Source organism: Burkholderia sp. ZZQ-2 (assembly GCF_050768715.1).
GTDB lineage: Bacteria > Pseudomonadota > Gammaproteobacteria > Burkholderiales > Burkholderiaceae > Burkholderia > Burkholderia cepacia.
The window spans coordinates 15,087-38,608 of sequence record NZ_LDVA01000093.1; the positions used below are offsets into that span (position 1 = coordinate 15,087).

Consider the following 23,522-nt stretch of genomic DNA (forward strand, 5'->3'; position numbering starts at 1 on the left):
GCTTTGCAAGAAGCGCGCGGGTATAGTACCGATCAATTTTTCATAATTCAATCGTCGTGTGAAGAGTAATTCCTTTTAAAACCGGGCGCTACCCCCTCCAATGGCCGCTCGCCGCGGGCTCGCAGCGATTTTTCTTTCGGCCGGAATGGGCAAGTTTTACTGGTTGCACGACGCGCCGCCGGGGTGGCGGAAAAAATTTCCGGACGCTCGCCACGACGCGGGCGTGCTTAATAGTTGAACAGTGCAATGCCGGGGATACGCAACGAGCGCGGAAATACCCGGCAGATTTGACAGGGATAAAGGCAGCACGCCGGAAATACGATGAGATCGTTGATGATTCGCTACGCGCTGCCGCTGGTTGCCTGCGCCCTTCTGGCCGGATGCGCGGCCGCCCCGCTGCTCGGCTCGGCCGCGAGCGCCGTGATGTCCGCCGCCGGCATCGGCAAGCCCGAGGTGCCCGACGCGCAGAAGCCGCCGCGCAGCCTCGGCATCACGCTCGCCGCGGCGCCGAACCTGAATGCCGCGACCGACAACAAGCCGCTCGCGCTCGTCGTGCGGCTCTATACGCTGAAGGACCCGACGTCGTTCCAGCAGGCGCCGTTCGACGCATTTACGGATCCGACCAAGGAAAAAGCCGCGCTGGGCGCGGATTTGCTGAACGTGCGTGAAATCACGCTGATTCCGGGCCAGCGCTATACGGCGACCGAAAAGGTTTCGCGCGAAGCGCAAGCGTTCGGCATCGTCGCGCTGTTCCGCGATCCCGCACTACAACGATGGAAACTGACGTTCGACCCGGTGAAGTCGGAGAAATCCGGCATAATCATCGGCCTGCATAATTGCGCGATGACGGTCACCGATGGCACCGTCATCGCACCGCAACAGGGTGCGCCTTCGCAACCGCTGAATTTGCTTTCTTCGGTCTCCTGCGGTTAAACATGACGCACGAATGTCAATTAACAAGAGTTAACAATTGGCGATTTAATTCGGGCACGAACGAATCGATTACATCGCAACGCGACATTAACCGGATTTGACATGAGTTATTCGGCCAAGGTGCTGTGGGGGGAAGGGCTGTTCCTCCGGCCTCAACACTTTCAGCGACAGGACGCGTACCACGAAGCGCGCCTGTTCGAATCGATCCAGGCGATCCAGCCGTACAACTGGGGCGTGCGCTCGGTGCGCATCGACCGCGACGCACTCGGCAGCAACGTGCTGCGGGTGGCCGAGCTCGCGCTCGTGTTCCCGGACGGCGCGCTGTATGCCGCGCCGCAGGCCGACGACCTGCCGCCGCCGATCGCGCTGGACACGCTGCCTGACGGCATCAACGAATTCGTGTTCTATCTCGCGCTGCACCCGCTGCGCGAGAACGGCACCAACTACAGCGACGATCCGGCCGCCGGCTTCATGACGCGTTTCGTCAGCGAGCAGACCAGCGTCGGCGACAACTTCACCGACGCAGCCGAAGCCGACATCACGTTCCTGAAGACGCAGGTCAAGCTGATCGCGCACAGCGAACCGCGCGACCAGCTGCTGTCGGTGCCGCTCGTACGCGTGCGCCGCACCGCGACGTCCGGTTTCGAGATCGACGACAGCTTCGTGCCGCCGTGCCTCGCGATCGACGCATCGCCGATCCTGCACCAGCGGCTGCGCCAGCTCGTCGATGCGCTGCAGGCGAAGGTGAACGCGCTGTACGGCTTTCACCGCGAGCCGTCGAAGAACATCATCGAATTCCGCTCGGGCGACATCGCGTCGTTCTGGCTGCTGCACACCGCGAACGCCGCGTTCGCGACGCTCGCGCACCTGCACCAGCACTCGGCGCTGCATCCCGAGCGGCTGTTCCAGGAACTGCTGCGCCTCGCGGGCCAGCTGATGACGTTCTCGAAGGGCTACACGCTCGCGGACCTGCCGGTGTACCGCCACGACGATCCGGGCCCGAGCTTTGCGCGTCTCGACCTGATGCTGCGCGAGCTGCTCGACACCGTGATCTCGACGCGCTACTTCGCGATCACGCTCGACGAGGTGCGCCCGTCGTTCCACCTCGGCCGCCTCGATTCCGGCAAGATCGACGACAAGACCGAGTTCTACCTCGCGGTGTCCGCTGACATGCCGAGCGTCGAGCTCGTCGATGCGGTGCCGGCCCGCTTCAAGGTCGGCGCGCCCGACGACGTCGACAAGCTCGTGCTGTCGGCCATGCCCGGCGTGCGGCTGTCGTACACGCCGCAGGTGCCGCCCGCGATTCCGGTGCGCCCCGGCGCCTGCTACTTCGCGCTCGATTCGCGCGGCGCGCTGTACGAGCGCATGCTGCAGGCCCAGTCCGCGATGATCTACGCGCCGACTGGCATCAATGACCTGAAGTTCGAACTGATCGCGGTCACATCATGAGCTACGCGCCTTCCCTGTTCGGCGACAACGCGCCGCCTCCCCTGCATACCCCGGCGTCGACGGACGCCTCGTTCCAGGCCCGTTCGCTGCTCGACCTGCTGTACGACGGGTTCTTCATGCTGTTCCTGCTCAAGAACGGGCGGGAACCGGATAGCGCGAGCGAGTTCAGCACGCGGATCCAGGAATTCCTGTCGGACTTCGAGCGCGGCGCGAAAAAGCTGAATATCGCGGCCGAGGATGTGTACGGCGCGAAGTTCGCGTTCTGCGCGGCCATCGACGAGATGGTGCTGTCGTCGCAGTTCAAGATCCGCACGGACTGGGAACGCCGGCCGCTGCAGCTCGTGCTGTTCGGCGAGCAGCTCGCGGGGGAGAAGTTCTTCCAGTATCTCGAGGAAGGTCGCGCGCAGGGCGCGGCGCGGCTGCAGTCGCTCGAGGTGTTTCATATGTGCCTGCTGCTCGGGTTCCAGGGCAAGTATCTGCTCGAAGGGCCGGAGAAGCTGGCTTACCTCACCGCGCGGCTGGGGGACGAGATCGCGCATATGAAGGGCAAGCGGGCGCCGTTCGCGCCGCATTGGCCGTTGCCGGATCAGATCGCGCATCGACTCAAACGCGAAGTGCCGGTGTGGGCGATCGGGGCGGTTTTTGCGCTGGTGGCGCTGCTCGGGTATCTCGGGCTCAATACGTATCTGAAGGACAAGACGCTGCAGGCGTTGGCGCCTTATTCGCAGGTCATCAAGGTCGGGCCGGAATCGGCCAATTTGACGATTTCGCTGCCTTGAGGGGCGGAGGTTTCTCGGCCTCGCTTCACGATGAGAAAGGACCGCCCCGGCGGTCCTTTTTTGTTGCGACGTACCATTCGTCGTGCTCGCGGCTACTCGCCGTTCGAATCCAGATCGAGGAAGTCGTCGTGGCGATCGAAGTGGTCGAGACAGCGGACGAGGTCGTCGATCGACGCGCCCGGTTTCTGACGACAGGCCAGATCGACGACGTCCTGGAAGTGCTCGCACGAGTAGCGGAATACGTAACCGAGCTCAGTGACACGTTCGGGGTAGCGCTCGCGATCCTCGTCGTCGACCTGTACCTTGTCGGCGATATAGATCGTCTGCCGCGGACACCAGTCTGCGTCGCCGTCATTTCCGTACACATCGTATTGCCACGCCGGATCGTAGCCCGCCGGCCGTTCGGCCTTCGCTCGCACAACCGCGATGAAGTCGGCAAGCGTGAACGTCCTGTTCTTGAAATCTTCCGGGCCGCGAATCTGCAATCCGATGCGCTCGCATTCGATACGCGCCAGCAATCGTTCGGCCCTGTCACGCTCGCACGCCAGCAGGCCGGCATCGAGGTCTCGTGCCGCCGCAAGCGCCCGCTCCAGGAACGGACGCGCCGATCCACTGCGTGACGTCTCGCACATCAGATCGCCCAGCGCGACGAGCGACTGGGCGAGTGCTACGCGATCGCCCTCCTGCTCGGCCTCAGTCAGCGCAAGATGCAGCACGGCTTCGCCTCGATCCGTCATGCCATGATCGAGCAGCATCAGCGCCTTGCGAAAGGTCTGCCGCGCACTCATCGCGACGCCTCGTTGCCGGGCAAATCCATCCAGACGTCTTCGTAGCCGGCGTCGTCGATGATGAAACGCGCGCCGGGCGGCAGCATCAAATAGGGCAAGACGAGCGGCAGGTAGGTGGGCAGATGTGCGGCGTGCAGCGGCTGGTAGAAATCGGGCGCGTCCGAATATTCGCCGCAGTGGAAAAACCAGCCGATGTCATCGCCTTCCGACAGCGCGATGCGCGTGCCATAGACAGGCATCCGCCCGAGCGTCGATATCGCGACCGCAACCTTGTGCTCGGGTTCGGCAGCGCGCAGAGCGTATCGCGCACACACGGCCTCCTGGCGCTCACGCCACTCGGCCGGATCATTCGTCAGGTTCATTTCCCGCCCCCTCCATGGCGCCCCGCATCGACAGAAAGGCCGTGAAACTGTCGGATACCGGCGTCGTCTCGCCCGTCTCGTGCGACCAAAGGACGACGGCCGGCTCGCACGATACCGCTGTCCGGTCGTAGTCGAAGCAGTAGTAGTCACCTGTCCCGAACTCGGCAAACGGCAACAAGTGCGAGAAATCGGCATCCGTATGGTCGAAATTGTCTCGCCACGCGCGCCAGCCCTCACTGTAGTGCCGAACGATCGAATTCCAGGTCTTGCGCGGATTGCGCGCATCGAAGACGGGGAACACGGACAATCCGCCAAGTGACCTGCCGTTGTTGAGAAGCAGCCATGCCGCGAACGAACGCGGCAACGCGCGGCCGAGCAATGCTTCGGCCGCTTCGATTTCGGCCACGGTCGTGCCGATGGTCGGTGTGGGGGGCATCGGTTGATCTTCCTGTCGGTATCCCCGACATACACGGGTTCGATTTTGCACCGTCACGACTCGAGCCACCAGTCGAGCAGCGTTTCGTCGTCCGGATCCTCGAAGTTCCGGTAGATGTTCGCGTAGTACCAGGCAAGGCCGGTTCTTGCCGTGAAGCCGTCGAAGACGGCACGGATTCGCTCGCCTCCCGCACCGGACGGCACCGATAACGCGAGCGAGCCGCCGTAACGACCATCAAGCGTACCGCCCAGTTCGGATTCGACCTCGCTCGCAAGCCGGTCGACTTCGCGATCCGGAATCGCGTCGCCATAGATCTGGATGCAGTAGTTTCCGCCGCGCTTCAGTACCGTGGCAGGACGATCGGGGTCATCCATGCGGACAAGATCGCCTTTCGCGAGATTCAGCGCCAGGCCAGGCGATGCCAGCAATTCGTAGATGCCCGGCTCGACCTGACGCGCGGGAAGTTCTTCATGAACCGGTGCATCTCCGGAGCTACCTGCGTAGACGTGGATCAGGTCGTCATCCTGGTCGGGGTCAAGCATTTCGTTCTCGCCGTAAGTAAGACCGTGTTTCAGTCAATCACTCGTGTCACCCGGGGCTGCCTGCGGATTGGCCTGCGCATTGCTTGAGACTGCTCGCCCGCACTCACCCGCCGACCATCTCCAGGAACACCACCGCTTCCGCATCGGGCAGCGCCTCGCTTATCCGCGCCCGGACTTCAGCAAGGAATGCCGGGCGGATTTCATACGTGTCGTCGACGATGTCGCGTGCGTACTTTCCGACGTACAGCTCGCACCAGATACACAGCGCGTGGGCGAAGTGCGTGAGGGATGACGCAACGCGCAATGGTGCCCAGGAGCCCGCGCCGTGGCGGTCGAACAGCACATCGCCTCCCGGGACGACGATAACGGGATCGCCGCCCATCTGACCCAGCACGATCCAGTCGTCGTGCCATCCGGACAGACGCCGGCCAGATGCGTCGACACGATAGCCGGTCTGGCCAAGCGCGAGACTCGCCTGGTTGCCGTACAACAGGAGGTCGTCAGCGGTCCAGGGAATCGACAGATCGACATCGTCGAGTGCGCTGAACCACGCAGCAATTTCATCGCTCACGGAGAGGGAGCTCGTGTGTGTTGCATGGTCGGGCGCAGGTGCGCCGATGCTTGCGTGCACGCCCACCGTGTCGCGAATTTCGACGATGAACTGCTTCAGATCCCGATCGTGCATCGTGCCTCCCGGCGACATGGCGCCTTGTCGAATCGCTTGCGAACGATACCGGTCTCGGGTCTCTCTGTCAGCCGCATGCCGACACATGAATTCACCGAAATCGTCGATGGAGTCATCGGTCGCTAAACGACTTGCGACCTTCGCATCCCGGACAACGTAATGCGCCGCGGGATTGCCGAGATAGACGGTGCCAAAAATGCATCCTCCTCGAGAAATCGAACGAGCGGATTGGCTGCAATCAGGATGTCCCGCCAGGATTTCATGATGACGTGTGGCAAACCATGTCGTCAGAACAGGATGAATTCATCGTTCTCTACGTAAAAGACGAATGCGTCGAGCAACTGCGAAACGCTCGGTTCGTCGATTTGGTCGTGGGCGTTGATCACGATATCTTCGATCGTCGCACTATTCAGCGTGACGCTCCAGCCGGGTTGCAGCGCGATCGAGGACGATGCATCGTCTTCGGCATGTTGCGCGTCTGCCGAGAACGCACCCTCTGTATCGAGCGTCCACGGCTTCGGCGGTAGATGGAGCCAGCCAGAGAAGTCGCCGGGCGTTTCGAGGATCTGCTTCAGGCTGACTACGGTCGTCAGGTCGGTTGTTGCGAGCATGGGTTGTAGGGGGTGGGAGTGACGTTTGGCGGTGCGGATGGCACGGCGTCGTGACATGCACGTGCGATATCGTCGGTAGATTCGTGTGAGCGCCGCAAAGCACGTACGTAGTTCGTCAGCATCACGGAATCGGACCTCAGCGCTCGCGCATGATGCCGCAAAAGGTCGTGATTATGCCAATGAAGCGAGGGGGAAACCTGCCACCATTTTTTTGCCGGGGCGCAGCTTATCCGATCTTTTGTGTGAGGCATAAACCGAGAGCCAAGGAACCACTTTTATGCCACGCAAACGCAAGGAGGAAGTGACGATTGAGCCGGGCACGACGGCTTGAACCTTGACCCGGCACTGATCAAGCAACTGGTGCCCGGGACGCTGAACCGGTCGACGATCAACGAACGGCTTGCAGCAGGCCTGCCAATCCGCGTCCAGGCGTCCAACTCCGTGCAATCCACTTTCATCATCAATTTGCTGCCCCTGAAATCGCAGTGAATTTCGAGTGATTTCGCCCGTCACTCGCGATACCCGCGCAACAACTTCTTGCGCGACTCCCCACGCCTTGTACGACGCCTCCCACACGCCAATCACGCGGCCGGCCGCCCCCGCCCCATGAAATCGATCTCAATCAGGGCCAATTCGACTTCCGGCGCGGCGCGGTTGCGAGTAGTGTCTACATGCCCGTATTCCGGCCGCCCCCGGGTTCGACCGATACCCGGCGCTCACCACACACGACACTGACCTCTGGAGATCTGCGATGAAACGTTCGAAGTTCCTGCTGTCGGGCCTGCTGCTCGCGTCGGCCCTCGGCTTCACGGCCGTCGCCGCGCATGCCGACGACCTGCTCGACTCGGTCAAGAAAGCCGGCGTGCTGCGCGTCGGCCTCGAGGGCACGTACCCGCCGTTCAACTCGCGCGGCACGTCCGGCCAGCTCGAGGGTTTCGACGTCGACGTCGCGAACGCGGTCGCCGGCAAGCTCGGCGTGAAGACGCAGTTCATCCCGACCGAATGGAGCGGCATCATCGCCGGCCTTCAGGCCGGCAAGTTCGACGTGATCGTCAACCAGGTCACGATCACGCCGCAGCGCAAGGAAGCGCTCGACTTCAGCGAGCCGTACACGTACTCGGCCGCTCAGCTGATCCAGCGCAAGGACGACACGCGCAACTTCAAGTCGCTCGACGATTTCAAGGGCAAGAAGCTCGGCGTGACGCTCGGCACCAACTACGACCAGATGGCGCGCACCGTGCCGGGCATCGAGGTGCAGACGTATCCGGGCGCGCCGGAGAAGCTGCGCGACCTCGCCGCCGGCCGGATCGAGGCGACGCTCGACGACCGCCTGATGCTGCCGTACATGATCAAGACGTCGAACCTGCCGCTGCGCGCGGGCGCAGTGCTGAACGGCGGCAAGCAGGAAATGGCGATCCCGTTCCGCAAGGGCAACCCGAAGTTCGAGAAGGCGATCAACGACGCGCTCGACTCGCTGCACAAGGACGGCACGCTGAAGAAGATCTCGATGCACTGGTTCGGCAGCGATGTGACCGTGCCGGTCGCGCAATAAACGGCACAGCCTCGACGCGTCACGCGCTTCGTGTCGACGAACGCGTGACGCTTTTTCTCAAGCCGCTTCGTCGAAGCGCGCCAGCAGCATCTGGCCGACCGGTGTCAGCGCCGGGCGCGCGGCCACGGCGTTCATGCGCATCTGCGTATCGTCGACCAGCCGCTTCTCGACCAGCACGGCAAAAGCCGGATTCGATGGATCGACGCTGTCCGGCGCACGTGCAACGCGCAACAGCATCGAGAATTCATGCGGGCTCAGCATGGTCCCTGTCTCCTGATCGTCCGCGATCCGGTTCGAACCGGCGTCGATCGTATCTTCGAATGTAATGGCGCGTGGCATGACTGCCGCGCCGCCGGGAGCGAGATCCCGGCAGGCCTGCCTGCGACGCGGGCACGTCGTCGCGAGCGGGTTGTGCACGTCCCGGCTTCGGCGATGCCGCCGCGACGGGAACGTGCAACGTTATGGGCGCACCATGACGCGGCCATGACAGGAAAACAGGGCGCAAGACAGCGCGCGTTACATGCCGCTTCGATTCGATGCCGATCCAATTGACGAAGGCGGATCGCATGCTCGGCCGGCGGTTACCTGCTCGCCGGTTGTTTCGCACCCTTCATCGCGGGTCGACCGAATACGGGAACCCGCCGCTTGCCGATCCGCTCGCATGGCGCATGCAGCGCGCGACCACGTTCACCGCGCGCCCGAGCGTCATCCCGACGAGCACGCCCCATACCGCGAACGACAGCATCACGAAGCCGCTCGTCGCCGCCCACGGCGCGTGCACGGCGACCGCGTAATGGATGCCAGTTTCGGCGACGAACGTCAGCATCAGCGTGACGAGCAGGCTGGCGTCGCCAGGCAGGCGCACGCGCAGGCCCGACGACGCCGGACGGTACTCGAGCCGCCACCGGCTCGCGTGCAGCCAGCCCAGCGCCGCACCGCTCACGACGGCTCCCAGCGCAATCGCGTTCGCGTCGATGCCGGCATGCGGAAAGAGTCCGTTCAGGCTGACGATGCCGAGCATCCCGAACGCCACCGGCGAGATCAGCGGTCGGGCCGCCGGCACCTCGCGCGGGAAACAGCGCTTGATGCCGATGTAGAGCAGCACGCAGAACATTACGTACACGTAAGGCTTCAGGTGAAGGAGCGCGGACATGGTCGGAGTCGCCTGGTCGGAGTGGACACGGCAACACCGTACTGCGCCGCTCAGGCAGACGGCACAACTTGCGACGGGCGGCCGGAATTTGCGGACGAGTTGCGCGTCGCGGCGATGATCGTCCGGCGAATCGGGACGAATGACGCGCCACCGAATCCGGCCGCCGGCGACGTCCGAGCTGAATGGTCCACGCTCCCCCGCCGGCCGGCGCTTCGTGCTCGACGCGCAACCGGCAACACCCCGTGTCCTTCCGCAGCACCTTCCACTACACTCGTGGCGGAAACCGGCCAACCGTCGGCAGCCGACGCGCTTCGTCGCAGCCGCGCGCCGTTCGTCGCAACGCGCGCGTTATCGGCCCGTCCGGCAGTAAGGTCAGGCCATCGGCGCATCGCGCGCCCACCTTCACCCGACACCATGCGAGCCACGTCCGACCCGTCGCCGATTCCGCAGCCACCCGCCGGCGCCCCGCCGCGGCTGCTCCGCGATCCGTCCGCGCTACTCGCGTTCGCGTGCTTCAACTCGGTCGTCGGTCTCGGTTTCTGGGCGATCCATTTCAACGAACCGCTGCTGCCCTACCTCGTCGTCGCCAACACGATCGGCTTCTGCGCGCTGCTGTTCAGCCACGCCGCCGACCGGCTGCTGCCGCGCAAGCCCGGGCTCGCGCTGAAGACCGTCGTGATTGCACCGGCCAGCGTGCTCATCGGTTTCGAGATATCGGCAGCGATCGTCCGCGGGAACGTGCCGAACGTGTTCGGGCGCGCCCGCCTCGGAACGTGGGACAACTACGGGCCGTCGTTGCTCATCTCGGCGATCCTGTTCGTGTGCGTATCGTTGTTCCTGCAATCGATGCGCATGCGTGCGACGCTCGAGACCGAGCGCCGCGAAGCCGCCGAAGCGCGCCAGTCCGAGACTGCCGCGCGCCTGGCACTGCTGCAGGCGCAGATCGAGCCGCACTTCCTGTTCAATACGCTCGCGAACGTGCAGAGCCTGATCGAGCGCGACCCGGCCCGCGCGTCGACGATGCTCGACAGCCTGAACCGCTACCTGCGCGCGAGCCTGCGGCGCACGCGCGATGCGACGTCGACGCTCGGCGAGGAACTCGAACTCGTTGAAGCACTGCTGAAGATCGCATCGATCCGGCTCGGCGAGCGGCTTTCTTATACGATCGACGTGCCGGCGAACCTGCACGCGCTGCCGTTCTCGCCGCTGCTGCTGCAACCGCTCGTCGAGAATGCACTGCTGCACGGGATCGAACCGTCCATCGACGGCGGCGTGATCGTGATTCGCGGCAGGATGCGTGGCGACAGACTCGAACTCAACGTGATCGATACGGGCGTCGGCCTCGGCAAAAGCGACACGCGCCTGCATGGCGGCGTCGGGCTCGCCAATGTCGCGGCGCGCATCCGGACACTGCACGGCGAGCGTGGCCGAGTCTGCGTCGAAACGAACGCCGCCGCCGCGCATGGCGTCACCGCTACCCTGCTGATCCCGATCGACTGACATGCCGACCGCCCTCATCGCCGACGACGAACCGAACCTGTCCGCCTCGCTCGCGCAGCGGCTGGGGCAGCTCTGGCCCGAACTGGAAATCGTTGCGATGCCGCGCAACGGCATCGAAACGCTGGCCGCGCTGAATGCGTCGCCACGCCCGGACATCGCGTTCCTCGACATCCGGATGCCCGGCATCGACGGGTTGAAGCTCGCCGCGCTGGCGCCGGACGTGCATGTCGTGTTCGTCACGGCCTACGACGAATACGCGGTCGATGCATTCGATCGCGCGGCCGTCGACTACCTGTTGAAGCCGGTGACGGACGAGCGGCTGCTGCGGTGTATCGCGAAGCTTCAGCGCGGCGGGCCGGCGCTTGCGCAGGCCGATGCGCTTGCGCAGGCGGCACAAGCAAGAGAAGCGGTGCCGATCCGCTGGCTGACGGTAGGCGTGAAGGATGCGACGCGGCTCGTATCGGTCGACGATGTGCTGTATTTCCAGGCGTCGGAGAAATACACGGAAGTCGTCACGGCTGGCGAACGGCTCGTGATTCGCACGCCGCTGAAAGAGCTGATGCAGCGGCTCGATCCGGAGCGGTTCGCGCAGGTGCATCGCGGCGTGATCGTTGCGTATGCAGCGATCGATCGCATCGAGCGCGACTTGCTCGGGAGATTGCGGATTCGCGTGCATGGGCAGCGGGAAATGCTGCCCGTCAGTCGTGCGTATGCGGGGTTGTTCAGGCAGATGTGAGGGGCGTCTGCTTGCGGCACGCTTAACAAGGTTACGTTCCGACAACGCGTGAACGACACGTTGTCAAACCGCACACCATCCAACACAATCGCGCGATCAGGTTGCACTCGGCTGTATTGCCCCAAGTCGACAAGACACCCTCCCCACTAGCCGGCGCTGAAACGATGAAAACACTGCGTGGATTAACGACATGCGTGGTTGCAACGCTCGTAAGCGGCTGCGTCGCCACGCCTGATCTCATCGGCGAAAACACCGCGGGCATCGCGCCGACAGAAGCGACCGCGATCCTGGTCGTCGTGGACGGCAAGGCATTCGACAGGCCCGAGTACGGCAGCGAAGGGCACGCGTATCTCGCCGGACTGGGTGAAGGCATCCAGGCTGCACTGGCCGGTGTGCCGGCGAGAATCGTCGAGCTGGACGAGATGAAGTTCGTGAATCCGGTACCAGCGGCACTGCGGGCCATGAGGCCGAGTCATACGATCCGCCTGTTCACGGAGTCCGGGACCACGCGTAACGGCACGCCCATCAGCGCGACGTGGCAAATGGAGGTATCGAATGTGACGACAACCCTCGTCCCGGCGACCGGCGACAAGCCGGGCGGTACCCGCTACACGATCAAACCGATCTACAAGGCGCGCGCCGATGGGGAGACATGTCTCGATTCGGACAGCTTCGCGAAAAAGTGCGGTGCGGCGATGGGAAAGATGTTTGACGATACGCTGCGCGCCGCGCATGTGGTGCAGATGAGTGCGGGGACGGCCGCTCAGCCGGCCAACTGAAGGGCCGCGCGGGAATGACGAAGGGCTGCGCCATGCATCGCGCAGCCCTTCGCTGGACAGCGTGGCGGGTAACCGGGCCGAACCCGCTGTCACCTCGACTCGGCCGTCCCGGTCGTTCGAATCACGAGCGCGCCGAAGTCGGCAACGATGAAATCAGAACGGCACCACATGAGGTCTTGTGACCTTCGAACGCCGCATGCGCCCCCTCGATATCGAACTGCCCGTCGCCCTCGACGACGACGCACGGCCCATGTAACGGGCACGTGCAGCGGTCACCGACACGTGCGGGCGCACGCCCCATGACATCGCTGTTCGACGCGCCCATCTCGACATAACCGCCGTGACTGTGGACGTCGCCCACTCGAATGATTCCTCGCATGATCGGTTATCCGGTCAGTAGGAATAGCCCTGCATGCCATAGCTGGTGTCGTGACGACGGCCCCACCACGGCAGGTACGCATTGTTCTCGCCACGCGCGCGGAACCAGTCCTTGTCCGCATCGATCGGCACGACTTTCGACGGTGGCAACACCACCACCGCTGTCGGGTGCTGCGCATCCGTCGTCCCCGCAACCAGCACCTTCTCGCCAAGATGATTCGCCCGGCCGATCGCCAGCACCACGTCCGTCAGCGCCGTACCCGCTCCCATCGGGCCCAGCAGCGCCGGCGTATTGAACGTCTGCTTGCTGAAGTTGTAGTCCGGCAACACTTCCGTCAGCGTCTGCGACAACGCGCCGATCCGCTCCGACGCCGCTTCGCCGCCCCGGCCCGCGTCATGCACCACGAAGTTCAGCGACGGCACCGGCACGCCCGCGTTGCGCGCCGCGCCGTCGATCGTGGCTTTCCACGCCTGCACCGTGCGCGTGGTGCCGGCCTTCGCCTCGTAGTCCTTGACGTTGCCCGTCGCCGCGCGGCCGATCCAGGCCAGCGGTTCGCGCTCCGTCTTGAAGTTCGGCCCGACGAGGAACAGCACCACCATGTTCTCGTTGATCTGCGCGTCCTTCGGCGGGAAGCTCGGGGCGTCCCAGTTCATCACCCACGCGCTCTTGTCCGGGTTCGCCTGCAGGTAATCCAGTGCGCGGTTCAGCGATGTGAATCCGGCGTTTGCGCCGCCTTGGTTGACGTGGACGTCGGGCGGGGTGTCTTTGCTCCAAAGGTCCAGGAAGTATTTGTTCCCGATGTTGAACTCCCTGGTAATGCTCTCCTGCAAATAAGCCTGAGCCTCGCCAGCGTCCAGTCTATCCGGCACGGCAAACTCAACATGGATACCAGCCAGTTCACGCCAATCATCCTTATTCTTGGACTTGACCGTGTAGAAATACTTGGCGTTCGTCACATAGCGATCGCCGAACAGGCCAAGCAATTTTCGAACGTACTTGTGATAGAAGCCTTTGAATGTTTCCGTTCCTTGGTTGCCGTACACCAGCGCACCAATTGACTGCAACTTCGAAAATTTCTGCGGCATCGTCCGAACCATATCGTCGTTCTTGTTCGGCTGAACAAGAACCATTGTCCAGAGAATCTGCCACTCCGTCGGATAGTCGCGCCGCTGCAACGGATTCAGCCACTCCAACCCGACAACTTGTACGATGAACGGCTGAGCGCTTTCGCTCGTATCCAACGCAGTGGCATCTTTCTGAATCACAGTATCGGCCTGCACCGGCACCACCATCACGACGGCCAACACAACAAACGCCAGAAGCGCACCCAGGAACGATCCTGTAGACAATCGATTCACCCATTCCCCCGAACTCTATTCGTCACGAAACCCGCGTGCAGCAAAAATACTCGAGCTGCACATCATACCCATCGTGGCAATCAATCAACGGAACGGAGTCGGGATCAGCCGGAGTGTTACCCATCCGATCATTGGAAAAATCTCACCGATATCAAGCAAACAACTTGAAAACCAGTATCAGAAACAGCCTTTACCCATAAACTCAATGCAAGTTGTCAGACACGTCGCAAGGAAATAAACCCTGGATATAACAAAGGGCTAAGCGAATATCGCATAGCCCTTTGTTTCGAAACGTGGTGCCCAGGTACGACTATCGCCACTCGCGAAGCCGCCCCCTTCCGCGCACAATCAGCCGCTCCAGCGGTTCTTCGACAAATACTTCAATCCCGAATCGCAGACCACCACTGCAATCGTCCTGCCACGCATCTCGCCGGCCAGCAGCTGCCGCGCCGACACGACGTTCGTGCCTGACGAAAATCCGCCGAAGATCCCTTCCTTCTACTCAAGCTCGCGTGCGATCCGCAGCGGTTCGCCCCCCCCTGCAACCGGCAGAAAACCGTCTGCGCGCATGTCGTTCAGAAACGGAAGATCGCTGATCGAATAGGCGCTACCCTGGATCGGATGCTCGGGTCGCGTGACGGGTTACCCCGCGATCGGCGCCGCCCCAACCGGCTCGACGGCATAACAGCGAACTGCAAAATTCCGTTCCTTGAGCGCCTTGCCGACACCGACACCGACAAAGCTACCGTCCGAACAGACAAAATCGACGAACCCGTCGATACGGCCATCGGTCGCCTCCCGGATTTCCGCCCCGGTCGTCCTGTAGTGCACGAGTCAGTTGCCGTCGCGATGAAACTGATCGGAGCGAAACGCACCTCGCTCGGCTTCGATACGCTGAGCTTCGCGGTCGACGAGTTCGAGATCGCCTTGCGACACCTGCCCGGGAACGGAGTCCGCCAACTGATCGACCCGCATGACTTCCGCGCCCAACATGCGCATCATCCTGGCCCGCTCCTCGGAGTTGACCTTCGACATCACCGCGACGAACGGTATGCTCTTGCTATGGAGATTTGCCGGGCAGATCGGGCAATGCCGAAGCGATTGGCCGGGCTAACTGTCGCTGCGCAGAACAAACGACAACCCATGGGCCAGTAAAGTGAGCGCTGAAACGACGAAGGGCCGGGAGGAAAACCTCCCGGCCCTTCGTACAATATGGTGCCGGCTGCAGGACTCGAACCCGCCACCTGATGATTACAAATCAACTGCTCTACCAGATGAGCTAAGCCGGCGTAGCGCGAGATTCTACCTCATTTCACGATCTTGAGGCGAGGCCTGTTGCCACCTTTCGAACCGTCGCCATCGCCGTCGGTTTTCGGTGGTTCGTCGGCGCCTTCGGAGGGTTCCTCGTTCGCGCCGCGGTCGGCAACCGGCGTCAACGCAGCAGGCGACTCGTCACGCTGCGCATCATCCGCCTGCGCGGCTTCTTCGTCGAACGCGCCCGAATCCTCGCCTTCGCCCGCAACCGCATCGACCTGGAACGCCATCCCCTGCCCGTTCTCGCGCGCATAGATCGCGAGCACGTTGGCAACCGGAATCTCGATCTTGTGCGCCTTCCCGGAGAACCGGGCCGTGAACTCGATCCACTCGTTGCCCATCTGCAACTGGCTCGTCGCCTCGAAGCTGATGTTGAGCACGATCTCGCCGTCACGCACGAACTGACGCGGCACGCGCGTCGAGTTGTCGACCCTCACCGCGATATGCGGTGTGTAACCGTTATCGGTGCACCACTCGTACAGCGCGCGCAGCAGATAAGGCTTCGTTGAAATCTCTTGCATCACAATCCTCGAACCCGGAGCGGGCGCGCGGCACGCCGCGCCGCCCTCCCCGTCTTGCCTTCATTGCATCATCAACGACGCATGACCTTTTCGGACGGCGTCAGTGCTTCGATATAGGCCGGCCGGCTGAAGATCCGCTCGGCGTACTTCATCAGCGGCGCGGCGTTCTTCGACAGCTCGATGCCGTAGTGATCCAGACGCCACAGCAGCGGCGCGATCGCGACGTCGAGCATCGAGAATTCCTCGCCGAGCATGTACTTGTTCTTCACGAAGATCGGCGCGAGCTGCGTCAGGCGATCGCGGATCGCGAGGCGTGCCTTCTCGTGATTCTTCTCCGCTGCCTTGCCCTTCTCGTTCTCGAGCGTGCTGACGTGGACGAACAGTTCCTTCTCGAAGTTGAGCAGGAACAGGCGTGCACGTGCGCGCTGCACGGGGTCGGCCGGCATCAGTTGCGGGTGCGGGAAGCGCTCGTCGATGTACTCGTTGATGATGTTCGATTCGTACAGGATCAGGTCGCGCTCGACCAGGATCGGTACCTGACCGTACGGGTTCATCACCGAAATGTCTTCCGGCTTGTTGAACAGGTCGACGTCACGGATTTCGAAGTCCATGCCCTTCTCGAACAGCACCAGCCGGCAACGCTGGGAGAACGGGCAAGTTGTGCCGGAATACAGAACCATCATGTTTGCGTTTCCTCAAAAAAGCCGAGGGCCGGCACGCGGCGAACCTCCTTCCGGGGTTCCACCTTGCGCCGGCCCCACGCCGGTCAGGCGTGATTACTTGATATCTTTCCAGTACGCGGCATTGAGCCGCCAGGCCAGGAAAGTCAGGACACCGAGAAAGATCAGCACCCATACGCCGAGGCGTTTGCGGGTCTGCTGAGCCGGCTCGGACATCCAGGTCATGTACGCCACCAGGTCGGCAACCGCAGCATCATAATCCACCGCGGACAGTGTCCCCGGCGTGACCTGCTGGAAGCCGACGAGCGTATGGACCTTCTCGCCCGTCTCCTCGTCCGTCTTGTCTTCGAATTTGGCGGTGCGCTGCCCCTGCAGCTGCCACAGTACATGGGGCATGCCGACGTTCTCGAACACCGCGTTGTTCCAGCCGGTCGGCCGCGTATCGTCGCGGTAGAAGCTGCGCAGATACGTATACAGCCAGTCGCGGCCGCGCGCGCGCTCCTCGACCGACAGGTCGGGCGGTGAGGTGCCGAGCCAGTTCTTCGCGTCTTCAGGCCGCATCGCGACGGACATCGTGTTGCCGATCTTGTCGGTCGTGAACAGGAGATTCTTTTCGATCTCCTTCTGGGATATGCCCAGATCCGTCAGACGGTTGTAGCGCATCAGGTTCGCGCTGTGGCAGTTCAGGCAATAGTTTACAAACAATTGCGCGCCGTGCTGAAGCGAAACGAGATTTTCCGTGTTATCGGGCGCCCGGTCGAGCGGAAAATTACCTTCCGCCCGCACCGCCGGCGCCACCAGCAGCGCACACGCGGTCGCCCCGATCAGCGCGAGTGTCGAAAGCAGTTTCTTCATGTCGTTCTCTCCTCGCTCACGTTAATGGGGCTTGAAGCGCACCCGCTCCGGCGGCTGCTCGAACGTGCCAAGCGGCGTCCAGACGGGCATGCCGAGGAAGAACGCGAAGTAGATCAGCGCGCAACACTGCGCGATCAGCGTGGCCGCCGGCGATGGTGGCCGCGTGCCGAGGAACGCGAGGGTCAGGAACGCCGCGACGAAGATCCCGAGGAACACCTTGTGGAACAGCGGCCGGTAGCGGATCGACTTCACCGGGCTGCGGTCGAGCCACGGCAGGAAGAACAGCGTGATCACCGCCGAACCCATCACGACGACGCCCCAGAACTTCGACTCCGTCAGGTACATGAAGACGACGATCGCCGCGGCCAGCACCGGCAACCCGGCCTTCCACTTGCCGCGCGCGCGGATCAGCGCGAGCACGCCGAGCAGCGCGATGACGATCATCAGGACGATCTTGAACGGGTCGGTGGTCGCGCGCAGCATCGCGTAGAACGCGGTGAAGTACCAGACCGGCGCGATCTCGGGCGGCGTCTGCAACGGGTTCGCCGGGACGAAGTTGTTCGCCTCGAGGAAGTAGCCGCCCATCTCCGGCGAGAAGAACACGATCAGCGCGAACACCATCAGGAACACGCACACGCCGAGGAAATCGTGCACCGAGTAGTACGGGTGGAACGGGATGCCGTCGAGCGGAACGCCGTTCTCGTCCTTCTTCGCCTTGATCTCGATACCGTCCGGGTTGTTCGACCCCACTTCGTGCAGCGCCACGAGGTGCGCGATCACGAGGCCGACCAGCACGAGCGGAATCGCGATCACGTGGAACGCGAAGAAGCGGTTCAGCGTGACGTCCGACACGACGTAGTCGCCGCGAATCCACAGCGACAGGTCCGGGCCGACGAACGGGATCGCCGAGAACAGGTTCACGATCACCTGCGCGCCCCAGAACGACATCTGGCCCCACGGCAGCAGGTAACCGAAGAACGCCTCGGCCATCAGGCACAGGAAGATCGCGCAGCCGAAGATCCACACGAGCTCGCGCGGCTTGCGGTACGACCCGTAAAGCAGCCCGCGAAACATGTGCAGGTAGACGACCACGAAGAACATCGACGCGCCCGTGGAGTGCATGTAGCGGATCAGCCAGCCCCACGGCACCTCGCGCATGATGTACTCGACCGACGCAAACGCGAGCGTCGAGTCGGGCTTGTAGTTCATCGTCAGGAAGATGCCGGTGACGATCTGGTTGACGAGCACCAGCAGCGCGAGGGAGCCGAAGAAGTACCAGAAGTTGAAGTTCTTCGGCGCGTAGTACTCGGAAACGTGCTTTTTCCAGGTGGACGTGAGCGGGAAGCGCTGATCGATCCAGCCGGTGAGACCTGTCGTGGAGACTTCCTTGTTGTCGGCCATCACGCTTCTCCTTTCTCGTCCTTGCCGATCACGAGGGTCGTCGCCGACGTGAACATGTAGGGCGGGATGTCGAGATTCTGAGGCGCCGGCTTATTCTTGAACACACGGCCGGCGAGGTCGTAGGTCGAACCGTGGCACGGGCAGAGGAAACCGCCCGGCCAGTCGTCCGGCAGGTTCGGCTGCGGACCCGGCGTGAAGCGCTGGCTTGGCGTGCAGCCGAGGTGCGTACACACGGCCATCACGACGAGAATGTTCTTGCGATCGGCCCGCGAGCGATATTCGTTCGCACAATACGCGGGCAACGGCATCGTATAGGGCTTTTCGGTGGTCGGATCGGCCACTTCCTTGTCGGCCTTGACCACGTCGGCAAGCATCGCGTCGGTGCGGTTCAGGATCCACACCGGCTTGCCGCGCCACGGCACGGTCACCATTTCACCGGGCTTCAGCCCGCTGATGTCGACTTCGACCGGTGCTCCGGCCGCTTTCGCTTTCGCGGACGGCGCAAGCGACGCCGCGAAAGGTATGACGGTGGCGACGCCTCCTACGCCACCTGCTACGGATGTCGCAATCAGCCAGGTACGGCGGCCGCTGTCGACGCGTTTCTCTTCCTTGTCTCGCATCACACGCCCCACTTCTGAGTTGGATTTTCCGTCACGACTTTCCATTCCGCCGCTAGTTTGCTCGAATGGAGTCGCCATTTACAAGGCCCGGAGATGAAAATCCCTTCGAAGTGATTGATAGTTAAGGGTTTCCCCCCACTATCGGAGCGATTAAATCATTTCTCTATTAAGCATCCGCTACATTGAGAAATTTCGATGCGCTGCCGCAAATCCGGCACTCAGACCGGGTTATGGATATCGATAAAAAGGTGTTCGATACCGAATTCTTCGGACAAGTGGGCGCCGAGTGCCTGGATTCCATAGCGTTCGGTCGCATGGTGCCCTGCCGCAACGAACGCGACGCCGCTCTCCGCGGCCGTGTGCGTCACGTATTCGGACACCTCGCCGGTCAGGAACACGTCCGCGCCGGCATCGATCGCCGCGTCGAAATAGCTCTGCGCGGCGCCCGTGCACCACGCGATGCGCCGCAGCTGCATGTCCGGATCGCCGAGCACGAGCGGCGTGCGGCCGAGCGTGCGCTCGACCTTCGCGACGAAGTGCTCGAGCGAGACGGGCATCGGCAGCGTGGCCATCCAGCCGAGGTCGCCTTCGCCGAAACGCTGCTCGCCGATCAGCCCGAGCCGCTCGCCGAGCTGCGCGTTGTTGCCGAATTCGGGATGCGCGTCGAGCGGCAGGTGAAACGCGAACAGGTTCAGGTCGTTCGCGAGCAGCAGCTTCAGGCGCTGATACTTGCGGCCCGTGATCTGCGGCGGCTCGTTGCGCCAGAAATAGCCGTGATGGACGAGCACGGCATCCGCCCCCCATTCGAGCGCGGCTTCAAGAAACGCGACCGACGCCGTTACGCCGGTGGCGATCTTCTCGATCTTGCGACGCCCCTCGACCTGCAGGCCGTTCGGGCAATAGTCCTTGAAGCGCGCGGTTTCAAGGGTATTGTTCAAGTACAATTCAAGTTCGATCCGATCCATATAAACCTCTAATCCATTCAGATGCTTAGACGCTTCTGGCTGTTCTTCGCGCAGGCGGTTACCGTGCTGCTCGCGCTGATGTTCATCGTCGTGACGCTCAAGCCGCAATGGCTGCAACGGCAAGGACAGCTCGGCAAGCAGCTCGCCACGCCGATCGTTGCGCTGCGGGAAGTCGCGCCGGGCATCGGCGGCGCGCCGGCGACCACGTCGTACGCGGAAGCCGCGCAGAAGGCGATGCCGGCCGTCGTCAACGTCTTCTCCAGCAAGGACGGCTCGCTGCCGCCCGATCCGCGCGCGAAAGATCCGCTGTTCCGCTACTTCTTCGGCGACCGCAACGCCCGCAAGCAGCAGGACGAACCGGCCGCCAACCTCGGCTCGGGCGTTATCGTGAGCCCGGAAGGTTACATTCTAACGAACCAGCACGTCGTGGACGGCGCCGACCAGATCGAGGTCGCGCTCGCCGACGGGCGCACGGCTACCGCGAAGGTGATCGGCAGCGATCCCGAAACGGACCTCGCCGTGCTGAAGATCAACATGACGAACCTGCCGACGATCACGCTCGGCCGCTCCGACCAGTCGCGGGTCGGCGACGTCGTCCTCGCGATCGGCAACCCGTTCGGCGTCGGCCAGACGGTCACGATGGGGATCATCAGCGCACTGGGCCGCAACCACCTCGGCATCAACACGTTCGAGAACTTCATCCAGACCGACGCGCCGATCAACCCCGGCAACTCGGGCGGCGCACTGGTCGACGTGAACGGCAACCTGCTCGGCATCAACACCGCGATCTACTCGCGCTCGGGCGGCTCGCTCGGCATCGGTTTCGCGATTCCCGTGTCGACCGCGCGCACGGTGCTCGAAAGCATCATCACGACGGGCTCGGTTACGCGTGGCTGGATCGGCGTCGAGCCGCAGGACGTCACGCCGGAGATCGCCGAATCGTTCGGGCTTCAGCAGAAATCGGGCGCGATCGTCGCCGGCGTGCTGCAGGGCGGCCCGGCCGACAAGGCCGGCATCAAGCCGGGCGATATCCTGGTCTCGGTCAACGGCGAGGACATCACCGACACGACGAAGCTGTTGAACACGGTCGCGCAGATCAAGCCGGGCACGCCGACCAAGGTGCACGTCGTACGCAAGGGCAAGGAGTTCGACATGAACGTCGTGATCGGCAAGCGCCCGCCGCCGCCGAAGCAGACGCTCGACGAGCAGGACAGCGATACCGAATGACGTCGGGCGGGCGGCGCGCAGCCGCGTGCCGAACTCCACCGGAAACGAAAAAGGGCAGCCGCATGGCTGCCCTTTTGCTTTGCATCGAAAGACCTTCTTTCCGGGATGGCGGCCTCGCCGCACGCGTTCCGGCCAGCGACACCACCCGGCCGCTCAGGCCTGGCCGGAAACCCGCCTGCCGTGCATCGCCCGGCGCGCCGCCATCAGCTGGCGGCTTCGCCGTTCCCCGCCTCGCCTTCCTCGGCCGGCTTCTTCGGCACGAAGAACCGCGCGGCCAGCAGCCCGATCTCGAACAGCACGATGAGCGGCAACGCGAGCATCAGTTGCGAGAATACGTCCGGCGGCGTAACGACCGCCGCGACGACGAACGCGCCGACGATCACGTACGGCCGCATCTCCTTGAGCTTCTTCAGCGACAGCACGCCCATCCGGACGAGCAGCACGACGACGATCGGCACCTCGAACGTGACCCCGAACGCGATGAACATCCCGAGCACGAAGCTCAGGTAGTTGTCGATGTCGGTGGTCATTTCCGCCCCGAGCGGCGCGTTGTAGTGCGCCATCACGCGGAAGATCGTCGGGAACACGAGGAAGTACGCGAATGCCATCCCGCACAGGAACAGGAAGTAGCTGCTGCCGACGAGCGGCGCGACGAGCTTTTTCTCGTGCTGGTACAGCCCCGGCGCGACGAACGCCCAGATCTGGTACAGCACGATCGGCAGCGCGATCACCAGTGCGACGAGCATCGTGACCTTCATCGGCACGAAGAACGAGCCGGTGACGTCGGTGACGATCATCTTGCCGTCCTTCGGCAGGTTCTCCATCAACGGCCGCGCAAGCAGCCGGAAGATGTCGGGCGCCCAGTAGACGAGCCCGAGGAACACGACGATCACGGCCGCCCCCGCGCGAATGATGCGATCGCGAAGCTCGACGAGATGGGAAATGAAAGTTTCTTCCGGGGCGTCGCCCGGGTTCTGCTGGGGGTCGCTCACACCGGCCCTCGGTAGGATTGACGAGCGAGCATGCGCTCGGCTCAGAAGAAGCGCGTCGGCCGGCGCAGGCTGGCCGGCTGGTGGCGCGCGACGCGCGCGGCGCCCGACTGCACGTGCGTGCGGCGGGTGGTCGCGCGCTTGTACCAGACAGGCGCAGCCGCCTGCTTGACGCGCCAGTTGCGGCGCTTGGGCGCGAGCGCGGCCGTACTGCCGCGCCACGACGGCGCCGCGGGCGTGTCGGACTCATGGGACCCGGTGCTGCCCGACGCTTCGTCAAGGCCGCCAACCGCGGAATGCCACGTGTCGTTCAATTCCTTTTCGTGCTCGCGCAGGTTGTCGTGAATCGTCGTCTCGACATTGCGCGCAGCCGATTCGAAATCGGTCTTCATCGTCCGCAGCGCGTCGAGTTCGATTTCGCGCGAGACCTCGGCCTTCACGTCGTTGATGTACCGCTGCGCGCGGCCGAACAATGCGCCTGCCGTACGCGCGACGCGCGGCAGGCGCTCGGGGCCGAGCACCACGAGCGCGACGACGCCGATCAGCGCCATCTTCGAAAGACCGAGATCCAGCATCGCGAATGCCTGTCAGCGTGCCGGCGTTACGCCTTGTTCGAATCGGAACGCGTCGTTTCCTTCGCGTTGACGTCGACCGAGCCCGAGCGCGGCAGTTGCTGCGCGTCAGCCGGTGCTTCACCGTCCTTCATGCCGTCCTTGAAACCCTTCACGGCGCTGCCGAGATCGTTGCCGATATTGCGCAGCTTCTTCGTACCGAAAACCAGCGCGACGATCAGCAGCACGATCAGCCAGTGCCAAATGCTCAATCCACCCATGATGAAACCTCTCCTCAACCACGCCGCTACGCGGCGCAAATCGCCGGCAACGTGCCGGCTTCGACTATCGATGCGG

Annotated in this window: 29 protein-coding genes, 1 tRNA gene and 1 pseudogene; 9 read left to right on the plus strand and 22 right to left on the minus strand. The window is 63.2% G+C overall.

What is annotated here, in order from left to right; all coding sequences use genetic code 11:
• The first annotated feature begins 321 nt into the window (after window positions 1–321).
• The 3 genes from tssJ to icmH all read left to right on the plus strand — a co-directional run bounded on the left by tssJ (window position 322) and on the right by icmH (window position 3,161).
• On the plus strand, window positions 322–933 hold the full coding sequence (gene tssJ / locus ABY44_RS04765; protein WP_027788516.1) for a type VI secretion system lipoprotein TssJ: 612 nt from the start codon (window positions 322–324) through the stop codon (window positions 931–933).
• A 102-nt stretch (window positions 934–1,035) separates the two neighbouring features.
• Window positions 1,036–2,382, plus strand: a complete 1,347-nt coding sequence (tssK, locus tag ABY44_RS04770; protein ID WP_011350756.1) for a type VI secretion system baseplate subunit TssK — start codon at window positions 1,036–1,038, stop codon at window positions 2,380–2,382.
• Window positions 2,379–3,161, plus strand: coding sequence for a type IVB secretion system protein IcmH/DotU (gene icmH, locus ABY44_RS04775; RefSeq protein ID WP_027788517.1), 783 nt, complete (start codon window positions 2,379–2,381; stop codon window positions 3,159–3,161). The genes tssK and icmH overlap by 4 nt, the downstream gene beginning before the upstream one ends.
• A 92-nt stretch (window positions 3,162–3,253) precedes the next feature.
• Here the strand turns inward: icmH and ABY44_RS04780 are convergent, their stop codons facing one another.
• From ABY44_RS04780 to ABY44_RS04805, 6 genes are all read right to left on the minus strand, one after another.
• Window positions 3,254–3,949, minus strand: a complete 696-nt coding sequence (locus tag ABY44_RS04780) for a DUF7716 domain-containing protein (protein WP_060173911.1) — start codon at window positions 3,947–3,949, stop codon at window positions 3,254–3,256.
• Window positions 3,946–4,311 carry an immunity protein Imm33 domain-containing protein gene (locus tag ABY44_RS04785; RefSeq protein WP_060082856.1) on the minus strand — a complete coding sequence of 122 codons (366 nt, stop codon included), beginning with the start codon at window positions 4,309–4,311 and terminating at the stop codon, window positions 3,946–3,948. Before ABY44_RS04785 ends, ABY44_RS04780 begins: the two co-directional genes overlap by 4 nt.
• Window positions 4,295–4,747: an SMI1/KNR4 family protein gene (locus ABY44_RS04790; RefSeq protein ID WP_060173910.1), complete on the minus strand. Its 453-nt coding sequence runs from the start codon at window positions 4,745–4,747 to the stop codon at window positions 4,295–4,297. Before ABY44_RS04790 ends, ABY44_RS04785 begins: the two co-directional genes overlap by 17 nt.
• A gap of 53 nt (window positions 4,748–4,800) precedes the next feature.
• Window positions 4,801–5,289, minus strand: coding sequence for a DUF4265 domain-containing protein (locus tag ABY44_RS04795; protein ID WP_060173909.1), 489 nt, complete (start codon window positions 5,287–5,289; stop codon window positions 4,801–4,803).
• 103 nt (window positions 5,290–5,392) lie between these two features.
• A complete protein-coding gene (locus ABY44_RS04800; RefSeq protein ID WP_155637976.1) occupies window positions 5,393–5,974 on the minus strand; it encodes a hypothetical protein in 582 nt (193 codons plus the stop codon).
• A gap of 287 nt (window positions 5,975–6,261) precedes the next feature.
• Window positions 6,262–6,585, minus strand: a complete 324-nt coding sequence (locus ABY44_RS04805) for a DUF7716 domain-containing protein (RefSeq protein WP_027788523.1) — start codon at window positions 6,583–6,585, stop codon at window positions 6,262–6,264.
• A 277-nt stretch (window positions 6,586–6,862) separates the two neighbouring features.
• Here ABY44_RS04805 and ABY44_RS04810 point away from each other — a divergent pair.
• Together ABY44_RS04810 and ABY44_RS04815 are read left to right on the plus strand one after the other, a co-directional pair.
• Window positions 6,863–6,993: pseudogene (locus ABY44_RS04810) on the plus strand (IS256 family transposase); the annotation flags it as partial.
• Between the two features lie 343 nt (window positions 6,994–7,336).
• Window positions 7,337–8,137 (plus strand): transporter substrate-binding domain-containing protein, encoded by an 801-nt coding sequence (locus ABY44_RS04815; RefSeq protein ID WP_021161832.1) that lies wholly within the window; start codon window positions 7,337–7,339, stop codon window positions 8,135–8,137.
• Between the two features lie 57 nt (window positions 8,138–8,194).
• Here the strand turns inward: ABY44_RS04815 and ABY44_RS04820 are convergent, their stop codons facing one another.
• Window positions 8,195–8,398 (minus strand): hypothetical protein, encoded by a 204-nt coding sequence (locus tag ABY44_RS04820; protein ID WP_027788527.1) that lies wholly within the window; start codon window positions 8,396–8,398, stop codon window positions 8,195–8,197.
• 349 nt (window positions 8,399–8,747) lie between these two features.
• Window positions 8,748–9,290, minus strand: a complete 543-nt coding sequence (locus ABY44_RS04825; protein ID WP_060173907.1) for a hypothetical protein — start codon at window positions 9,288–9,290, stop codon at window positions 8,748–8,750.
• A 414-nt stretch (window positions 9,291–9,704) separates the two neighbouring features.
• Here ABY44_RS04825 and ABY44_RS04830 point away from each other — a divergent pair, with 414 nt between their 5' ends.
• From ABY44_RS04830 to ABY44_RS04840, 3 genes are all read left to right on the plus strand, one after another.
• Complete coding sequence (locus tag ABY44_RS04830; RefSeq protein WP_081072818.1) at window positions 9,705–10,790, plus strand: sensor histidine kinase; 1,086 nt, start codon at window positions 9,705–9,707, stop codon at window positions 10,788–10,790.
• A 1-nt stretch (window position 10,791) separates the two neighbouring features.
• Window positions 10,792–11,526, plus strand: coding sequence for a LytR/AlgR family response regulator transcription factor (locus ABY44_RS04835; RefSeq protein ID WP_027788530.1), 735 nt, complete (start codon window positions 10,792–10,794; stop codon window positions 11,524–11,526).
• Window positions 11,527–11,690: 164 nt separating this feature from the next.
• A complete protein-coding gene (locus tag ABY44_RS04840; RefSeq protein WP_155637974.1) occupies window positions 11,691–12,305 on the plus strand; it encodes a hypothetical protein in 615 nt (204 codons plus the stop codon).
• Window positions 12,306–12,426: 121 nt separating this feature from the next.
• Here the strand turns inward: ABY44_RS04840 and ABY44_RS04845 are convergent, their stop codons facing one another.
• The 11 genes from ABY44_RS04845 to ABY44_RS04895 all read right to left on the minus strand — a co-directional run bounded on the left by ABY44_RS04845 (window position 12,427) and on the right by ABY44_RS04895 (window position 20,398).
• Window positions 12,427–12,684, minus strand: coding sequence for a PAAR domain-containing protein (locus ABY44_RS04845; protein WP_081072817.1), 258 nt, complete (start codon window positions 12,682–12,684; stop codon window positions 12,427–12,429).
• A gap of 14 nt (window positions 12,685–12,698) precedes the next feature.
• Window positions 12,699–14,042, minus strand: a complete 1,344-nt coding sequence (locus ABY44_RS04850) for a hypothetical protein (RefSeq protein WP_060173905.1) — start codon at window positions 14,040–14,042, stop codon at window positions 12,699–12,701.
• Window positions 14,043–14,684: 642 nt separating this feature from the next.
• Complete coding sequence (locus ABY44_RS04855; RefSeq protein WP_060173904.1) at window positions 14,685–14,873, minus strand: pyridoxal-phosphate dependent enzyme; 189 nt, start codon at window positions 14,871–14,873, stop codon at window positions 14,685–14,687.
• A 3-nt stretch (window positions 14,874–14,876) separates the two neighbouring features.
• Window positions 14,877–15,077, minus strand: a complete 201-nt coding sequence (locus ABY44_RS04860) for a hypothetical protein (protein WP_162922938.1) — start codon at window positions 15,075–15,077, stop codon at window positions 14,877–14,879.
• Window positions 15,078–15,255: 178 nt separating this feature from the next.
• Window positions 15,256–15,331, minus strand: a tRNA-Thr gene (locus ABY44_RS04865).
• Between the two features lie 18 nt (window positions 15,332–15,349).
• The gene (locus ABY44_RS04870; protein ID WP_027788532.1) at window positions 15,350–15,877 is read right to left on the minus strand and encodes a ClpXP protease specificity-enhancing factor; all 528 of its coding nucleotides are present in this window, start codon (window positions 15,875–15,877) and stop codon (window positions 15,350–15,352) included.
• Between the two features lie 71 nt (window positions 15,878–15,948).
• The gene (locus ABY44_RS04875; protein ID WP_006400565.1) at window positions 15,949–16,560 is read right to left on the minus strand and encodes a glutathione S-transferase N-terminal domain-containing protein; all 612 of its coding nucleotides are present in this window, start codon (window positions 16,558–16,560) and stop codon (window positions 15,949–15,951) included.
• 93 nt (window positions 16,561–16,653) lie between these two features.
• Entirely contained in the window at window positions 16,654–17,412 is a 759-nt protein-coding gene (locus ABY44_RS04880) for a cytochrome c1 (RefSeq protein WP_431640912.1), read from the minus strand.
• Between the two features lie 21 nt (window positions 17,413–17,433).
• Window positions 17,434–18,816 (minus strand): cytochrome b, encoded by a 1,383-nt coding sequence (locus tag ABY44_RS04885; protein ID WP_155637973.1) that lies wholly within the window; start codon window positions 18,814–18,816, stop codon window positions 17,434–17,436.
• Window positions 18,813–19,433, minus strand: a complete 621-nt coding sequence (gene petA, locus ABY44_RS04890) for a ubiquinol-cytochrome c reductase iron-sulfur subunit (protein ID WP_011350741.1) — start codon at window positions 19,431–19,433, stop codon at window positions 18,813–18,815. The genes ABY44_RS04885 and petA overlap by 4 nt, the downstream gene beginning before the upstream one ends.
• Window positions 19,434–19,651: 218 nt before the next feature.
• Window positions 19,652–20,398, minus strand: coding sequence for a Nif3-like dinuclear metal center hexameric protein (locus ABY44_RS04895; protein WP_027788534.1), 747 nt, complete (start codon window positions 20,396–20,398; stop codon window positions 19,652–19,654).
• Between the two features lie 21 nt (window positions 20,399–20,419).
• On the opposite strand from ABY44_RS04895, the gene ABY44_RS04900 reads away from it, so the two are divergent.
• Window positions 20,420–21,625, plus strand: coding sequence for a Do family serine endopeptidase (locus ABY44_RS04900; RefSeq protein ID WP_021161847.1), 1,206 nt, complete (start codon window positions 20,420–20,422; stop codon window positions 21,623–21,625).
• 203 nt (window positions 21,626–21,828) lie between these two features.
• On the opposite strand, the gene tatC is transcribed toward ABY44_RS04900, so the two are convergent.
• The 3 genes from tatC to tatA are packed head-to-tail and all read right to left on the minus strand — an operon-like array spanning window position 21,829 to window position 23,446.
• A complete protein-coding gene (tatC, locus tag ABY44_RS04905; protein ID WP_059698106.1) occupies window positions 21,829–22,617 on the minus strand; it encodes a twin-arginine translocase subunit TatC in 789 nt (262 codons plus the stop codon).
• A 41-nt stretch (window positions 22,618–22,658) separates the two neighbouring features.
• Window positions 22,659–23,189 carry a Sec-independent protein translocase protein TatB gene (gene tatB, locus ABY44_RS04910; RefSeq protein ID WP_059698108.1) on the minus strand — a complete coding sequence of 177 codons (531 nt, stop codon included), beginning with the start codon at window positions 23,187–23,189 and terminating at the stop codon, window positions 22,659–22,661.
• Between the two features lie 26 nt (window positions 23,190–23,215).
• Entirely contained in the window at window positions 23,216–23,446 is a 231-nt protein-coding gene (tatA, locus tag ABY44_RS04915; RefSeq protein ID WP_021161850.1) for a Sec-independent protein translocase subunit TatA, read from the minus strand.
• Window positions 23,447–23,522: the final 76 nt, after the last annotated feature.